Origin of the sequence: Listeria sp. ILCC796 (assembly GCF_900186175.1) — a bacterium.
GTDB lineage: Bacteria > Bacillota > Bacilli > Lactobacillales > Listeriaceae > Listeria > Listeria goaensis.
In genome coordinates this window covers 157,080-170,616 of record NZ_FYBV01000004.1, presented here as the reverse complement: position 1 = coordinate 170,616, position 13,537 = coordinate 157,080, and the positions used below count along the sequence as shown (strand labels likewise).

The window sequence follows — 13,537 nt, the reverse complement described above, 5'->3', positions numbered from 1 at the left end:
TCTTAGCCTCTCTTCAATCAAATGCCTTTTGGTATTTTATCTGTTCTACATACCGAAATCTGTATCCTCTGGCGTTATTATTTCTTGTCCGCCAGCTTTTTTCACTGCCATTTTATGGAATACAAAAGTTAGCGTCATCGGCACCGCAATCGCTACAATCATTGCAATGGCGAACGGTAACCAATCTTGCGGTTGAATGGATAGAATTCCTGGCAATCCGCCGACACCGATAGCATTAGCCATTACACCGCTGACAGTGGATACAACGGCGGCACAAGCAGATCCAATAATCGCAGCATAAAACGGATAACGGAATTTCAAGTTGACTCCGTACATGGCTGGTTCAGTTACGCCAAGCCAAGCTGAGATAGTTGAAGATGTTGTGACTGATCTCGTTTTCGAATCTTTGTATAAGAAGTAGCATGCAAAAGCGGCAGCACCTTGCGCAATATTGCTTAAAGCAATCATCGGCCAAATCATTGTTCCACCAAGATTAGCAATCAACTGTAAATCAACTGCAATAAAGGTATGATGTAATCCCGTAATCACAAGCGGCGCATATGCTAGACCAAAGATAATCGCTCCAATGAAGCTGAACGACCCTGTCAACAACCATTCAAAGAAGAAGGCTATGCCGTTCCCTACTTCTCGTGAGATTGGTCCAATAATCGTATAGGATAATACTAACGTAACTAATAAAACTGTAATTGGAATAATGACCATTTTTAAAGCATCGTGGATATATTTGTTTAAAAACGTTTCCATTTTGGCAAGGACAAGACCGCCAATTAAAGCTGGTAGCACTTGTGCTTGGTAGCCCACTTTTTGAATCTCAAACCAGCCGAAATCCCAAACGGGTACTTCACCTGCTGCATTAGCTGCTGCATAGTCGTAAGCGTTCAGCAATTGCGGGGATACTAACATAATTCCGAGCGTAATTCCAAGTACTGGTGTTCCACCGAATTTTTTCACAGTAGACCAACAAATCGCGACCGGGAGGAAATGGAAAATTGCTTCCCCAGGAACCCACAAGAATGCATTCAGCGAATCCACCCATGGATACATTTGTGCTAACGTTAAACCGCCATCAAATTTGATTTCACCAATGATATTGCGCAATCCTAAAATTAAACCGCCTGCTAATAAGATTGGAATAATTGGTACAAAAATTTCTGCCAAGTTAGCAATTAGGCGTTGCACGATATTTTGATGTTGTAAAGCGTCTTGTTTTACTTCTTCCTTACTTACTTTTTCAACACCGCTAACTTCCGCAAAATCTTTATAAAAGTCAGCAACTGCATTTCCGATAATGACTTGAAACTGTCCTGCACTCGTAAAAGTTCCCTTCACGTCGTCAAGCGTCTCAATTTTTGCTACATCAGCCTTGCTTTCATCTTTTAAAACAAATCGAAGTCGTGTCACACAATGCGTTAATGACACAATATTCTCTTTTCCGCCAACATAATCAAGCAACAGCTCAGCTTGTTCCGTATATTTCCCCATACTTTACCCTCCTAAATTGAAAGCCTTTACATAATACTATAACTTGTTCGAACATGATTGTCAACATGTTTAAACAAGTTTGTATGAAAAATAATTTTAGGCATAAATAAAATAAGCATATATTCAGTAAAAGCCCGTTTATAATAGGGAATGATTACTGAATGTATGCTTTTAACGCCGGGCAATGTCGGTAAAAACAAAGCGGTCCGGGCGATGTCTTGACTGAGTATATTCAAATAATACGCCGTTTTGTAAGTAAACAAAGTTATGGACAACCGCAACTAGATCAAAATCAAGCATATCAAGATGTTCATAATCATCAGCTGTTGCCCGTTCAATCACAATATTTTTTTTGGCAATACCAATTTCAATCGCCAACTCTTTTTCTATAAATGTATAAATCGATTTTTGAGCAATTTCTGGGGTTAATCCCGGTATGAGCTCCCGCGCAAAATAATTCACATCAAGAATAATCCGTTCATTTTGGAGCGAACGTACTCGCTTAATATGCGTTAATACAGTATTAGGTGCAAAGCCGCTCTTGTTTGCCAACTGCTCATCAGCAATCATATGTTCAAACAAGGCTACATCAGTTTGGAAGTTTTCCTTCGTGCGCACCATAACTTCTTGAAAGCTTTCAAGACCGTTAATGGCAAACTCAAAAGAACGATTTTCCAGCACAAAAACACCCTTGCCTTTCTTGCTCACGACTAAACCATCACTAATTAACGAATCGATTGCTCGGCGAATCGTATTTCGACTTACACCATACTTTTCAGTCAATTGGCTTTCAGAAGGCAGCTGTTGCTGATATTCATTATTTATAATTTTAGTTTTTAAGTCCTCATAGATTTGATAATATTTGTTCATGTTGCAAAGCACCACCTAAACTGTATTTTATCATACATCGCGAATTGTTGAAATCAAATTTAGTTGGCAGATTTCCGTATTTCCACCTGCCGAACGGAGTTTTTGTTCATCGCTAAAATGGTAAATTGCCAGCCAGATTCTTCTACGACATCGCCGCTATCCAAATTGAAATTTTGTAAAAACAGCCAGCCGGATAACGTGTGCACGCCTTGCCCGACAAGTTCGATTCCTAAAACTTCCTCTACGCTAACAAGCGGTTCCGAGCCTTCCACAACAAAATGGTTTTTTGCAAGTCGGCGAATCCCTTTCGGATTTTTCGCTTCCTCCATATCGCCGACAATAATTTCCATCACGTCTTCAAGTGTCACAATGCCCGAAGTCCCGCCGTACTCATCTGTCAAAACAGCGAAATCCGCCGCACGCTCCTGCATTTTCACAAGCAATTCTTCGAGCATAATACCTTCAAACATTTCAAGCGCTTCTGTTATAAAGGGGCGAATTGATTTTCCTAGGATATTCTGGTCTTCTCCAAGCCCTGCCATGACACCGCTCACTTGAAGGATACCGACAATTTTATCTTTGTTGTTTTCTTCGGTGACTGGAAAAATGTGATACGTATGTTGGGCGGTCAATTTTAGTAAGTCAAGAACTGTAGCCGTTTCGTCAATCGTAGCGACTTTCAGGCGGGGGATCATAATTTCATTTGCGGGGACGTCCGCAAGTTTGAAAATATTTTTCATATATTTGAATTCTTGCTGATTTAAAAGTCCTTGGCGGTAGCTATCTTCGAAAATAATCTTTAACTCAGTTGGCGTCATTTGCTCACTATTCGCTTGATTTTTAGCCCCAAAAGGTTTTGTAATGAGGTTGGCGGAGCGATTTAGTAGCCAGTTTAGCGGGAAAGTTAACTTATACCAATATACGAGCGGACGCGCGATAAGGAGCGCCACTTTTTCTGTGCTTTGAATGGTCAGCGTTTTCGGTGCTAGTTCACCTAGAACGACATTGAAAAATGTGATGAGAATGAACGAGACAAAAATGGAGATGGGGCCTTCGAGCGAACTCGGCAGCGGCAACCATTCAAATACTGGCGCAAGGAATTTTTGCATAGTCTCTTCGCCAATCCAGCCCATTGCAAGTGCTGCTAGTGTATTGCCAAGCTGGCAAGCCGCCAAATAATCGTTCATATTTTGCGTCACGCGTGCAACGTATTTTGCGCGCTTATTGCCACTTTCGACAAGACTTATAACGGTTGGCCTGCGAATCGCGACAATGGCAAACTCAGATGCTACGAAAAATGCCGTTGCTACAATTAGAAATACAACAAAAAGGTCATTCAAAATATCCACGCTCACCCCTCCTTTTTCCCAAGTAAAAAAGCGTCACAAAAACGCTCTTAAAATTGCCACTCTGCTAAACTAGAAAGCGCATAAGTAGGCTGAATTTCCTTTTGTGCCAGCGCTTCTTTGGAAGTAAAACCTGTGTGGACAATAAGCGTGTCCATCTCCGCATGAATCCCCGCTAAAATGTCCGTTTCATAATTATCGCCAACCATAATCGCGGCGTCCTTCGTTACGCCAAGCCGCGCGAGCGCTTGATTCATAATAATTCGCTCGGGCTTTCCGATGATTGTGGGCGCCGTTTCACTCGCAACCGATACCATCGCCGTAATCGAGCCGTTTCCAGGGAAAAGTCCACGTTCAGTCGGAATTGCCGCATCGGCATTCGTCGAAATAAAGCTCGCCCCGCCGCGAATCGCAAGCACTGCCGTCGCCACTTTTTCGTACGTCAAGCTCGTGTCCATGCCCACAACGACAAACGCCGGGTTCTCCGTCTGCACCTCAAATCCCGCATCAAACAATGCCGTTTCAAGCCCTTTTTCTCCTATGAAGAAAACGCTTCGCTCATCGGTTTGTTGCGTCATAAATGCGGCTGTCGCCTGCGCCGAAGTAAAAACATCCTCTGGTGTGGCTGGAATTCCCATTTCATTCAAGCGTTCGCTCACCTGTTCAGGCGTTTTCGTTGAATTATTCGTCACAAATAAATGTGGAATATTTTTTTCATTCAACGTTTTAACGAACGGAATCGCATCTGGAATCACCGCTCCGCCGCGATACATCGTTCCATCTAAATCAATTAAATACGCATCGTATGGTTTCAAACTAAAAACGCCTTTCTATTTCTTAACTTTTTTCAAAACAAAGTATGCACAGCCAAAATTACAGTATTCGTATAAATATTCTTTTAGCGTGCTAATTTTATTGTCGTAAGTAGATTTGCGATTATTATCTTCAAAAAAACCTTTTAGACGCAGTTGGTCGTAACCATAGTCACCAACGATATAATCATAGCGAAGTAAAATATCGCTAAAGCGTTCCATTAGTTTTTCTTCATCGAAACATTCACGGTAATTCGTTAGCAGTTCATATTCTTGTTTTTCTATTGTAATCATTCTTTTTCCTCCCCGTACAGTTTTTTTAGCTGCCATGTTAAAATATCACGGAGTAATTCCGGTGTATATACTTCTTTTTTCTTTACTTGTTTAATAATCGGGAAAAATGGTGCGTAAACGAACGTATCATGGGTCACAATTCGGTAGTTCCGACTAGGGTCAATGGGTTTTCCGTCCCAGAGTGGCGCGCTAGAAGTGGGGTCAAAGCCCATGCGTTTCATTAAAACGGCACCGAAAATTTCGCCGCGAAAGCCAAATCCTTTTAAGGGGAATTCTCTAAGCTCGCCTTGTTTACGGACGATTTCCTGAATTAAAACTTCAAGCTCTTGCCCTGAAAGCGTCACCGCAATTAAATTCAGCGGATGCGGCAAGAGTTGGTGGATGTCAAACGCGGTTACGTCACCTTTTTCAAGGTCCGACATATAAATTCCGGCATTCGTTAAAAAGGTATCCGCCCCGCTAAAAGCGCAAGCTGCCTCGTAGAATACCTCTGCGATTTTTGACTCTCCAAACCAATTATGCTCTAACTTTTCAGGGAGTGCAACCACTTTTTTAGAAAGCATATTTTTTCCTTTTTCAAAAAAGGCGGCAATTTGCGCCTCCTCATCATTTGGCGCGGGGAGCGTCTCCGTTTTGTATACTGTAGCTATTTTCCCTAAAACCGCGTTTTCATCACTGAAGGTCACGGTCACTTCGCCAACATATTCGCCCCATCTGCCGCACGCGGCAAGTAGCGTCGAGCCAATTGTTTTCCCGTTTTCAAGAAGATGATGCGTATGGCTTCCTAAAATCACGTCAATTTCGGGAATTTCCACTGCGATTTGTTCATCGGACGGCAACCCAAGATGCGAAAGCAAAATGATGAAGTCAGTATCTGCATCAAGCGCCGCAATTTGTTCGCGGATACACTGGATTGGTTCTCTAATGCCCCAGCCAAGCGATTCATAATACTCGCTAAACGCCGCCGTCACACCAATAACCGCCATTTTAATCCCGTTAACTTCCTTATAAATAAAAGGCAACGCCCAGTCCACTCGCTTTGTTCTTGCCACGTCGCTATATACATTCGCACATACGACCGGAAAATTAGCATTATCATAAAGCGTTGAAAGCTGTTCATGGGACAATGTTGTACCTTCATTATTTCCAATTGTCACCGCATCATACGCTAATTCATTTAGCAATTCCACATTCGCTTTTCCCGCACTGCCTTCTGTTAACGGATGAACGCGGTCCAAAAAATCACCAATGTCAAACAAAAGGCTGTCGCTCGCATTTTCTTCCTTTTTTTCAGCCAAAAAGGTTTTGATTCGCGGCCAATTTTCCAAGTGACTATGGATATCGTTCGTATGCCAAATTTGGAGTTTTTTCATAGCATCATCCCCTTTTTCTCCCTCTATTGTAGCTTAAAATCCTGTTTTTGACACGCAACTCCGCTCCCGCTCTTTTCATTTTACTTTTTTTGGCGTATGATAAAAAGATGATGACTAACAGAAAGAAGTGAACTTATGGACACGCAAACGATGATGATACTGATTATCGCCATTTTTGCCGGAATACTCGGATCAATTCTCGGGCTTGGCGGTGGAATTATTATTACACCTGCGCTAACGCTCATTTTTGGCATCGACATTCAGTATGCAATCGGCGCAAGCATTATTTCCGTCATCGCGACCAGCAGTGGCTCCGCGATTGCTTACATAAAAGATCACATCACAAATCTCCGCGTCGGCATGTTTTTAGAAATCGCCACCACAATCGGCGCAATAACCGGGGCCTTCGTTGGCGGACTGCTATCCGCAACCGCGCTCTATATTATTTTCGGTCTACTCCTCCTTTATTCCAGCTATAATATGTTTAAAAAAGTAGGTTCCGAATTTCCCGTCAACGTAGAAAAAGATTCTATCGCTACCAAATTGAAACTCCACGATAGTTATTACGACAAGGCGCTTCGAAAAGAAATTCCGTACAATGTTGCAAACGTAAAAGCAGGGTTTGGCGTCATGTACGGAGCCGGCGTCGCAAGCGGCTTACTTGGAATCGGCAGTGGTGCGTTTAAAGTCATGGCACTCGACGTCTTCATGAAAATGCCGCTTAAAGTGTCCAGTGCAACGAGCAACCTTATGATGGGCGTGACCGCTGCCGCAAGCGCGACCGTATACTTATTCAAGGGCGACATCGATCCAACCATTGCGGCCCCAGTTGCCATCGGCGTTTTAATCGGCGCCACAATTGGAACGCGCGTTATGCAACGCCTAAAAAGCAAAGTCATTCGCATCGTTTTCATCCCAGTGCTTTTATACGTTGCTATCCAAATGATTCTTGAAGGATTGGGGTGGATTTAATTGGCGAGCGATAAACAAAAAGAAGAAGAAATGTATCACGTTGAAATTATCGTCGGCGGACTGCTTCGCATCGGCGTTTTAGTCAGCGCAGCAATTATAATTTTAGGCCTCGGTCTTTACATGGTCACTGGCGAAAGCGGCTATCCTGGGTCAACCTATCCAACATCATTCACAGCGATTTTTTCTGGACTTGCCGCATTAAAACCATTTGCGATTATGATGTTTGGACTGCTCTGCCTGATTTTCACGCCCGTATTTCGCGTTATCGTTTCCCTCTTTACTTTTTTAAAAGAAAAAGATTATTTATATGTTGGCATTACCGGCATTGTCCTTTTCATCTTGTTAATCAGCTTTTTAATTGGTAAAGGATAAAAAAATGAGATTTCCGCGTTTTAGGAAATCTCATTTTTATTTATAATCCAAATGCTTCATAAATATTTTTGAAGAAGATGTCTTCATTAACAATCTGCCATTTTTCTTTATCATCAGGATTTTGCTCCAGTTCAAGTTTAACTGTTACCGCCTTTTCTTCAGCAGGGCTTTCTAAGTACATCGTTTCAAGCGACTTATAACTCACTTCGTTAATCACCGCATTCAACTCTTCTTCCGAACTATCTGCCGTAATTTTCTGTTCTGTTTGATTAATCAATTTTTCGATTTCTTTATTGACAGTCCCACTATCCGTGTCTAGCCCTTTTACAGCAATCATCAAAGTCGCCTTTTCACTGCTTTCATCTTCAACTTTAATCGAATAGGAACTCACCTTTTCTAAATGTTTTTGTACCTCTTGCTGAAAGTCCTCCAGCTCTGACTTCGACTTATCTGGAAATTGTTCTTGAATAGATGATACAAATGTATTTTGATTTTCTTTAATCATACTTGCATCATCAATTCCAAAAATCGCTTTTAATTCAGGCGTCGATTCCTCATAAATATAACTTTGTATGAGTGCATCACCAGCTTTTTTAGCATCTTCTGGTTGTTTGCATCCTGCAAGCACGAGGAAAATGGCACCCAAAATCACTAAAAAGAAATATTTCTTCATTTTATTCTCCTAACGATGGCTTTGATTATATTTTTTCTTTTCTTCAATAATGCGCTGACGCTCTGCATCCGAAAGATTAGGATCGCTTAATTGATTTCCATATTCACGATTTTTCTCCCCAATTTCTCTTCCACTTTGGCTCGCACCTGTAGTCGCATCTGGCTGTTCGCTTTGCGTACTTGAAGACGATTTAGACTCAGCACTCTTTTCTGTTCCTGACTGGCTTTCTTGACCATTTGAAGTTGCAGCTTGTTTAGACTGTTCCGCTTGTTTTGCTGCTGCCTCCTCACGAGCTTCTTGCTCTTTCTTCGCTGCTGCAGCTTTCTCAGTAGCCACTTTTTTCTCTTCCACTTTTTTCACATGTGTCGTATCCACTTTTACTTTTACTTTCGCGCGAATCGCAGCAATTTTTTTCTGAATCGCAACCTCTTGCACTTTATTGAAAGTTGATGGCGCAGTTGCTTTAGCTGAGGGCTGAAATAAAATGGATAGCATTACGAGGAAGCAAACCATACAAACTGCTTTCACATATTTTTTTTGTAACATGTTCTACTCTCCTTTTATATCATGCAAAATGGAGCCCGAATAAACGGGACTCCACAGAATTATTTAACTTTAAATTCAAATTTTGCATTGTTAGTTTGTTTGACTTCATACTCGAATTTTTCAAAGTCTTTTTTAAGATTTAATTTAGATGTTACATGATTAATGATTTGTGTTTTATTTTTGTTTTGGAAATCGAAGCCGTTAAAGATTTTTTCGATAGCAACTTGTGCATCTTTACCTTTTAATTTTTGACCAGTGAATTCATTTTTGTATTCCGCTTCCACTTTACCATTACTTTTCACTTCGTAATCAATTTCAACATCTTTCTTTTTATACTCAATTTCAACTTCTAAATCTTTAATTTTTAAAGCAGTTGCTTTTGTTGTATCTTTATCAGGAGTTGGTGTTGCAGCTTCCTCTTCTTTTTCAGGAGTTGGGGCTGGTGTTGGAACTACTGTAGCCGTTGAATATGTTCCAAAGTTCACTTGCGTTGTCCAGTTGTTAGCCACATAAATGACTTTAAGACCTACTTTTTCTCCTTTAGAAATCGAAGTTAGAATACCTTTTAATTGGTTAGCGTAGCTTATAGAAGATGCTCTTGAAGCAATTACTTTCGCTTGAGCTTTCGTGAAGCCAGCATTTTCCCAAGTTTTAGCTACTTTAAATTGGTTGTAAACTTTTGTGATATTCGCTGTTGTAAGTTTGATACCTGTAATTTTTTCTACATCAGCTTTACTAAATTCAACAACTTTCTTATACGCATCTTGATAAACAATTTTCCCCGGTACTGTCGCTGCTTCGGATACTGTTGGAGCTAGCGTTGCCACACCTATCGTTAAGGCTAGCCCTGTGATTGCTGTTACTTTTACAAATTTGTTCATGTCTCATTTCTCCTTTGTCCTATAAATTATGTAGTATTGTTTTATTTATACTAGCTAAACTTAGTATATACACTACCCTTTTATTCGTCAAGCTTTTTCTACTATTTTTTTTATAGTAGTGAATATTCATTTGTACAAAACCGTTGAAAATGCTATACTTAGAGATGTTCTTAACTAATATAAAAAAGTGAATAGCGAATGTAGGAGGAAAGAAAATGCGCTCATCCGCACAATTTAAAAAAGGAGTTCTCGATATTTGTGTCCTTTACTTATTACAAAAGACAGATCGTTATGGGTACGATTTGACGCAACAAGTAAATAGTTATATTCCAATTACCGAGGGAGCTCTTTATCCATCACTAAGACGACTTGTAAAAGAGGGCTATTGTTCTACCTATTTGCAAGAATCCCCTAACGGACCGTCTCGAAAATATTATCATATTACGAACACAGGTCGAATTTACTTAGAAGATATGCTCGAAGAATGGGATGAGTTCGTCACAAGTTTTAACCAACTACGAAAGGAAGCGGATATCAATGACTAAACATCAATTCCTTAAAGAATTAGATAAAGCATTTTCTGGCTTACCTAAAGAAGAAAAAGAAGAACTTATTCAATATTACGAAGAATACTTAGATAACGCACGCTTAGAAGGAAAAACGGAAGCTGAAATCTTAGAAGAACTAGGGAAACCTAGTCAAATTGCTGAAGCTTATTTGGAAGCGAATAGCGTTGTCCCACTCGAGCAAAAAGCTTATGAGCAACTTGCTTTAAAAGGCTTTTGGAAAAGATTCTTCATTCAATTTCTCTTTATAGGTGGGCTTCTCTTACTTGGAATCATTTGTTTAAGTAGTTTTGTCAGTATTTTTCTCTTACTTGCAGATATCATCTTCTTTAGACAAATCATTCTGTTCCAAATCTTTATTTTATTATTCGCAATCGGCGTTTTATATATAACAATTCTTGGCATCAGACAATTGTGGTTCATTTACACAACACGAAGAGGGCGGTTTTTATGAAAAAACATGTTTGGGTTAGTAGTATCTTTTTAATTGTTGGCGGCATCGGGATTTTGTTCTGCCTATTCACGCAAAATTTTCAAGATAGCGGCAAAAATTATACGAATAACTGGCAATTTACCAATGAAGAATTTGCTAATTTAGACCTTTCTAGCGAGAAAAATGTGGCAATCAACATTGAAGAAGCCGATGTCGAAAAGCCCACCGTTACTATTTCCGGCAAGCTTTCGAATCGGGAAATTCAAGATTTAAAACCAACTTCTTCAAAAAACAGTACGGAAATTAAGATTGGGACTTTTCGGACGTGGCTAGAGCGCTGGCACCTTCCCGCATATGGCACGCAAAAAGTGCGCGTTAAAGTTCCGAAAGATTATTCTTTTAAAACCCTTTCGGCAAAATTAAACAACGGTAATGTCCACATCAATGAATTAACGGGCGAAGGTCTTTCGATTCGGCTTAGCAATGGGGATTTTGTAGGAGAGCAAAGTGCCTTTAAAAACGCAAAAATCACAACCAATTCGGCTGGAACTGATTTGACGAACTGGACAGGAAATATCGCATTAGTTTCTAGTTCCGGCAATCAAATTGTTAAGGATTCCACTGGTGACTTTTCGCTTCACAATTCGGATGGCATGTCACAAGTTCACAGGCAAAAAGCGGAAAAAGGTGAAATTGACAATACTTCCGGTAAAGTGATTACTACACGCATCAAGTCTGGCCTCCTTACGATTGATTCTCAAAATGGAACAAACATCATTGAACAGCTCGAAGGAAAACTATTTTTAACTTCTTTAAACGGAAAAAGTATTTTAAGAGCTAATTACGGCGAACAAATTGTGGAGAGTAAAAACGGTGATATTATTGTGGAGGAAAATGCGGTTAGCGGAAATATGAATATTAAGAGTGAAAATGGGCTAATCAAAATGACGCTTTCAAATGATTATCATCAAGAGAAATTCCAAATTGTTGCGCCGCATGGCCAAGTGACATCTGATTTTTTATGGCAAGACAATGCGAAAAACGCTACGGTGAAAATTCAAACTTTGCGCGGTGAAGTAAAAGTTTTAGAGGGCGATGCATAAAATTTAAAAACAACACGTGCAATCAGATTAAACGGAAGTGGACTTTGTCCACTTCCGTTTTTTTATTCTGAAAATAGGTCCATTTGCATTGGCGCTAGACCAGTGTATTCGATTTTCATTTTTTCTTGTAAATGCTTGGCGTTATCTGCTGCATCACCGCCACTGTTATTATTGAAAATGACAACAACCTCGCCTGATTCTTTTTGTAAATGTGATACGTATTTCGCCCATTCAGAAATTTCTTCCTCGTTATAACGATAAAGCGTTCGTACCTCTCGCCACTCTGGGCTGTTCGCTTTCATCCAACCATATTGGTTTCGACCGTGTAAGCGAACTAAAGTTACATCCTTATTCGTTCCTCGTAGCACGATAGGGACACTGCCCGAACCAACTTGCGGCTCATCCACTACGACATGAATCAAATTCAATTCTTTTAAAAAAGCGAGCGTTTTTTCTTTATTTGCTTCGCTATACCAACTTGCATTTCTAAACTCAACGGCAACAGGTAAATCTCCCATTTGTTTGGCTAAATGGCGTAAATAAGTCACATTTTCCTTTGTGCAATTAAAGTACGGCGGAAACTGGCATAACACGGCTTTTAATTTTCCACCTTCACTTATTGGTGCGATGGCATCCATGAAACGACGATACATTTCAATTTCCGAATCAAAATAATCTTGCCATTTTTTATGCGTTGTCATGGCGCTAAAAGCCTTGACGACAAAGAAAAATTGTTCTGGCGTATCATTTACCCAATTCGCTGTCGTACGTGGTGACGGAATGGCATAAAAGCTAGTATCAATCTCAACAAGCGGAAAATGCGCCGCATAATCGACTAATTTATGTTTATTGGAAAGATTTAAAGAGTCATGGTCACTAAACCCCGTCAAACCAATCGTTATCATCTGCATCCCAACCCTTCTCGTCATTTTATTTTATTATACCGCAAAGCACAAAAAAACAGAATGCATGTGCATTCTGTCAGCATGTCATTCATGCGCAGGCAAGAACTATCAAAAGAAGAAAAATCGTTTCTTTAGCTCAATTGGATCATAAGGATTGAATACTTTATCATTCAAGAGCGCTTTCGCGTTATTTAAAAAGTAATTGCTTTTTTCTCGACCCTCTATTCGACGAAGTTTTTGGAGCCCATCTCGCATATCCAGCGAACGTCCCGCATATGAATGCGCATCTGTTGCAATAAAGTGCACGAGATTAGCTTTTATCAACTGGTCGCTCAGCTTCTTAATACTTTTATCTATCGCTCCCATATAAGAACCCCACGTTAACTGCGCAAACGCCCCCGCATCAACCAGCTCATACAAACTTTCTAAATCACGCATGACCTCCCGATTTCTCTCGGGATGCGCAATAATTGGTATATAGCCTTTCATTTGTAAATTAAAAAACAACTCTTGGGTGAAAAGGGGGATGGAGTCTGTCGGGAATTCGATTAGGATATACTTCGTTCCGCCAAGTGTTAGCACCGAACCGTCTGATAGCCCTTCAAGCATTTCACCGTGAATGCGGACTTCCTGACCTGGGTGAACGGTTAGCGGGATTCGCTCCGCAAAAAGAATCTCATTGAACGCTTCCACTTGCGCCTTGACTGCATCGCCTGGATTAACAAATTTTCCTTTTAGATGATGGGGCGTTGCAATTATGTCATTGAAACCTTGTTCTACAGCTTGCCTAGCCATTTCCAAGCTCACTTCTATACGTTTAGGGCCATCATCAATTCCATGTAATATATGGCAATGAATGTCTATCATCTTACGCCAACTCCTTTTAAT

Annotated in this window: 16 protein-coding genes; 5 read left to right on the top strand and 11 right to left on the bottom strand. The window is 40.4% G+C overall.

Going from position 1 to position 13,537, the window contains the following annotated elements; genetic code table 11:
* Positions 1-45 precede the first annotated feature (45 nt).
* The 6 genes from treP to CFS04_RS06480 form a co-directional block, all read right to left on the bottom strand.
* Positions 46-1,503, bottom strand: a complete 1,458-nt coding sequence (treP, locus tag CFS04_RS06505) for a PTS system trehalose-specific EIIBC component (RefSeq protein WP_088809806.1) — start codon at positions 1,501-1,503, stop codon at positions 46-48.
* A gap of 171 nt (positions 1,504-1,674) precedes the next feature.
* Positions 1,675-2,373 (bottom strand): trehalose operon repressor, encoded by a 699-nt coding sequence (gene treR, locus CFS04_RS06500; RefSeq protein ID WP_088809805.1) that lies wholly within the window; start codon positions 2,371-2,373, stop codon positions 1,675-1,677.
* Positions 2,374-2,432: 59 nt separating this feature from the next.
* Positions 2,433-3,722: a hemolysin family protein gene (locus tag CFS04_RS06495; protein ID WP_088809804.1), complete on the bottom strand. Its 1,290-nt coding sequence runs from the start codon at positions 3,720-3,722 to the stop codon at positions 2,433-2,435.
* Between the two features lie 47 nt (positions 3,723-3,769).
* The gene (locus CFS04_RS06490) at positions 3,770-4,534 is read right to left on the bottom strand and encodes a TIGR01457 family HAD-type hydrolase (protein ID WP_088809803.1); all 765 of its coding nucleotides are present in this window, start codon (positions 4,532-4,534) and stop codon (positions 3,770-3,772) included.
* 15 nt (positions 4,535-4,549) lie between these two features.
* Positions 4,550-4,861, bottom strand: coding sequence for a YutD family protein (locus tag CFS04_RS06485; protein WP_369821464.1), 312 nt, complete (start codon positions 4,859-4,861; stop codon positions 4,550-4,552).
* Positions 4,822-6,198, bottom strand: a complete 1,377-nt coding sequence (locus CFS04_RS06480; RefSeq protein WP_088809801.1) for a bifunctional UDP-sugar hydrolase/5'-nucleotidase — start codon at positions 6,196-6,198, stop codon at positions 4,822-4,824. Before CFS04_RS06480 ends, CFS04_RS06485 begins: the two co-directional genes overlap by 40 nt.
* 135 nt (positions 6,199-6,333) lie before the next feature.
* On the opposite strand from CFS04_RS06480, the gene CFS04_RS06475 reads away from it, so the two are divergent.
* Both CFS04_RS06475 and CFS04_RS06470 read left to right on the top strand, forming a co-directional pair.
* A complete protein-coding gene (locus tag CFS04_RS06475) occupies positions 6,334-7,170 on the top strand; it encodes a sulfite exporter TauE/SafE family protein (protein ID WP_088809800.1) in 837 nt (278 codons plus the stop codon).
* Positions 7,171-7,200: 30 nt separating this feature from the next.
* Positions 7,201-7,542: a DUF1634 domain-containing protein gene (locus CFS04_RS06470; protein WP_088809846.1), complete on the top strand. Its 342-nt coding sequence runs from the start codon at positions 7,201-7,203 to the stop codon at positions 7,540-7,542.
* A 40-nt stretch (positions 7,543-7,582) separates the two neighbouring features.
* Here CFS04_RS06470 and CFS04_RS06465 read toward each other — a convergent pair whose 3' ends face one another.
* The 3 genes from CFS04_RS06465 to CFS04_RS06455 are packed head-to-tail and all read right to left on the bottom strand — an operon-like array spanning position 7,583 to position 9,642.
* A complete protein-coding gene (locus CFS04_RS06465) occupies positions 7,583-8,215 on the bottom strand; it encodes a DUF5105 domain-containing protein (RefSeq protein ID WP_088809799.1) in 633 nt (210 codons plus the stop codon).
* 9 nt (positions 8,216-8,224) lie between these two features.
* Complete coding sequence (locus tag CFS04_RS06460; RefSeq protein WP_088809798.1) at positions 8,225-8,761, bottom strand: hypothetical protein; 537 nt, start codon at positions 8,759-8,761, stop codon at positions 8,225-8,227.
* Between the two features lie 59 nt (positions 8,762-8,820).
* Positions 8,821-9,642 carry a YusW family protein gene (locus CFS04_RS06455; protein WP_088809797.1) on the bottom strand — a complete coding sequence of 274 codons (822 nt, stop codon included), beginning with the start codon at positions 9,640-9,642 and terminating at the stop codon, positions 8,821-8,823.
* 215 nt (positions 9,643-9,857) lie between these two features.
* Between CFS04_RS06455 and CFS04_RS06450 the strand changes: the two genes are divergently transcribed.
* From CFS04_RS06450 to CFS04_RS06440, 3 genes are read left to right on the top strand one after another with little or no spacing between them, the layout of a single operon-like run.
* Positions 9,858-10,187 (top strand): PadR family transcriptional regulator, encoded by a 330-nt coding sequence (locus CFS04_RS06450; RefSeq protein WP_088809796.1) that lies wholly within the window; start codon positions 9,858-9,860, stop codon positions 10,185-10,187.
* Positions 10,180-10,662, top strand: a complete 483-nt coding sequence (locus CFS04_RS06445) for a DUF1700 domain-containing protein (protein WP_088809795.1) — start codon at positions 10,180-10,182, stop codon at positions 10,660-10,662. The genes CFS04_RS06450 and CFS04_RS06445 overlap by 8 nt, the downstream gene beginning before the upstream one ends.
* Positions 10,659-11,744: a DUF4097 family beta strand repeat-containing protein gene (locus tag CFS04_RS06440; protein WP_088809794.1), complete on the top strand. Its 1,086-nt coding sequence runs from the start codon at positions 10,659-10,661 to the stop codon at positions 11,742-11,744. Before CFS04_RS06445 ends, CFS04_RS06440 begins: the two co-directional genes overlap by 4 nt.
* Before the next feature lie 62 nt (positions 11,745-11,806).
* Here the strand turns inward: CFS04_RS06440 and CFS04_RS06435 are convergent, their stop codons facing one another.
* Together CFS04_RS06435 and CFS04_RS06430 are read right to left on the bottom strand one after the other, a co-directional pair.
* Positions 11,807-12,649 (bottom strand): DUF72 domain-containing protein, encoded by an 843-nt coding sequence (locus CFS04_RS06435; protein WP_088809845.1) that lies wholly within the window; start codon positions 12,647-12,649, stop codon positions 11,807-11,809.
* 108 nt (positions 12,650-12,757) lie between these two features.
* Entirely contained in the window at positions 12,758-13,516 is a 759-nt protein-coding gene (locus CFS04_RS06430; protein ID WP_088809793.1) for a tyrosine-protein phosphatase, read from the bottom strand.
* Between the last annotated feature and the right edge of the window lie 21 nt (positions 13,517-13,537).

Bases quoted from the DNA above. Each gene is read 5' to 3' on its own strand.
- CFS04_RS06430 (WP_088809793.1), bottom strand. From the start codon at position 13,516: ATGATAGACATTCATTGCCATATATTACATGGAATTGATGATGGCCCT.
- treR (WP_088809805.1), bottom strand. From the start codon at position 2,373: ATGAACAAATATTATCAAATCTATGAGGACTTAAAAACTAAAATTATA.
- CFS04_RS06445 (WP_088809795.1), top strand. From the start codon at position 10,180: ATGACTAAACATCAATTCCTTAAAGAATTAGATAAAGCATTTTCTGGC.
- CFS04_RS06480 (WP_088809801.1), bottom strand. From the start codon at position 6,198: ATGAAAAAACTCCAAATTTGGCATACGAACGATATCCATAGTCACTTG.
- CFS04_RS06455 (WP_088809797.1), bottom strand. From the start codon at position 9,642: ATGAACAAATTTGTAAAAGTAACAGCAATCACAGGGCTAGCCTTAACG.
- CFS04_RS06475 (WP_088809800.1), top strand. From the start codon at position 6,334: ATGGACACGCAAACGATGATGATACTGATTATCGCCATTTTTGCCGGA.
- treP (WP_088809806.1), bottom strand. From the start codon at position 1,503: ATGGGGAAATATACGGAACAAGCTGAGCTGTTGCTTGATTATGTTGGC.
- CFS04_RS06465 (WP_088809799.1), bottom strand. From the start codon at position 8,215: ATGAAGAAATATTTCTTTTTAGTGATTTTGGGTGCCATTTTCCTCGTG.
- CFS04_RS06485 (WP_369821464.1), bottom strand. From the start codon at position 4,861: ATGGCAGCTAAAAAAACTGTACGGGGAGGAAAAAGAATGATTACAATA.
- CFS04_RS06460 (WP_088809798.1), bottom strand. From the start codon at position 8,761: ATGTTACAAAAAAAATATGTGAAAGCAGTTTGTATGGTTTGCTTCCTC.
- CFS04_RS06440 (WP_088809794.1), top strand. From the start codon at position 10,659: ATGAAAAAACATGTTTGGGTTAGTAGTATCTTTTTAATTGTTGGCGGC.
- CFS04_RS06470 (WP_088809846.1), top strand. From the start codon at position 7,201: ATGTATCACGTTGAAATTATCGTCGGCGGACTGCTTCGCATCGGCGTT.
- CFS04_RS06435 (WP_088809845.1), bottom strand. From the start codon at position 12,649: ATGATAACGATTGGTTTGACGGGGTTTAGTGACCATGACTCTTTAAAT.
- CFS04_RS06450 (WP_088809796.1), top strand. From the start codon at position 9,858: ATGCGCTCATCCGCACAATTTAAAAAAGGAGTTCTCGATATTTGTGTC.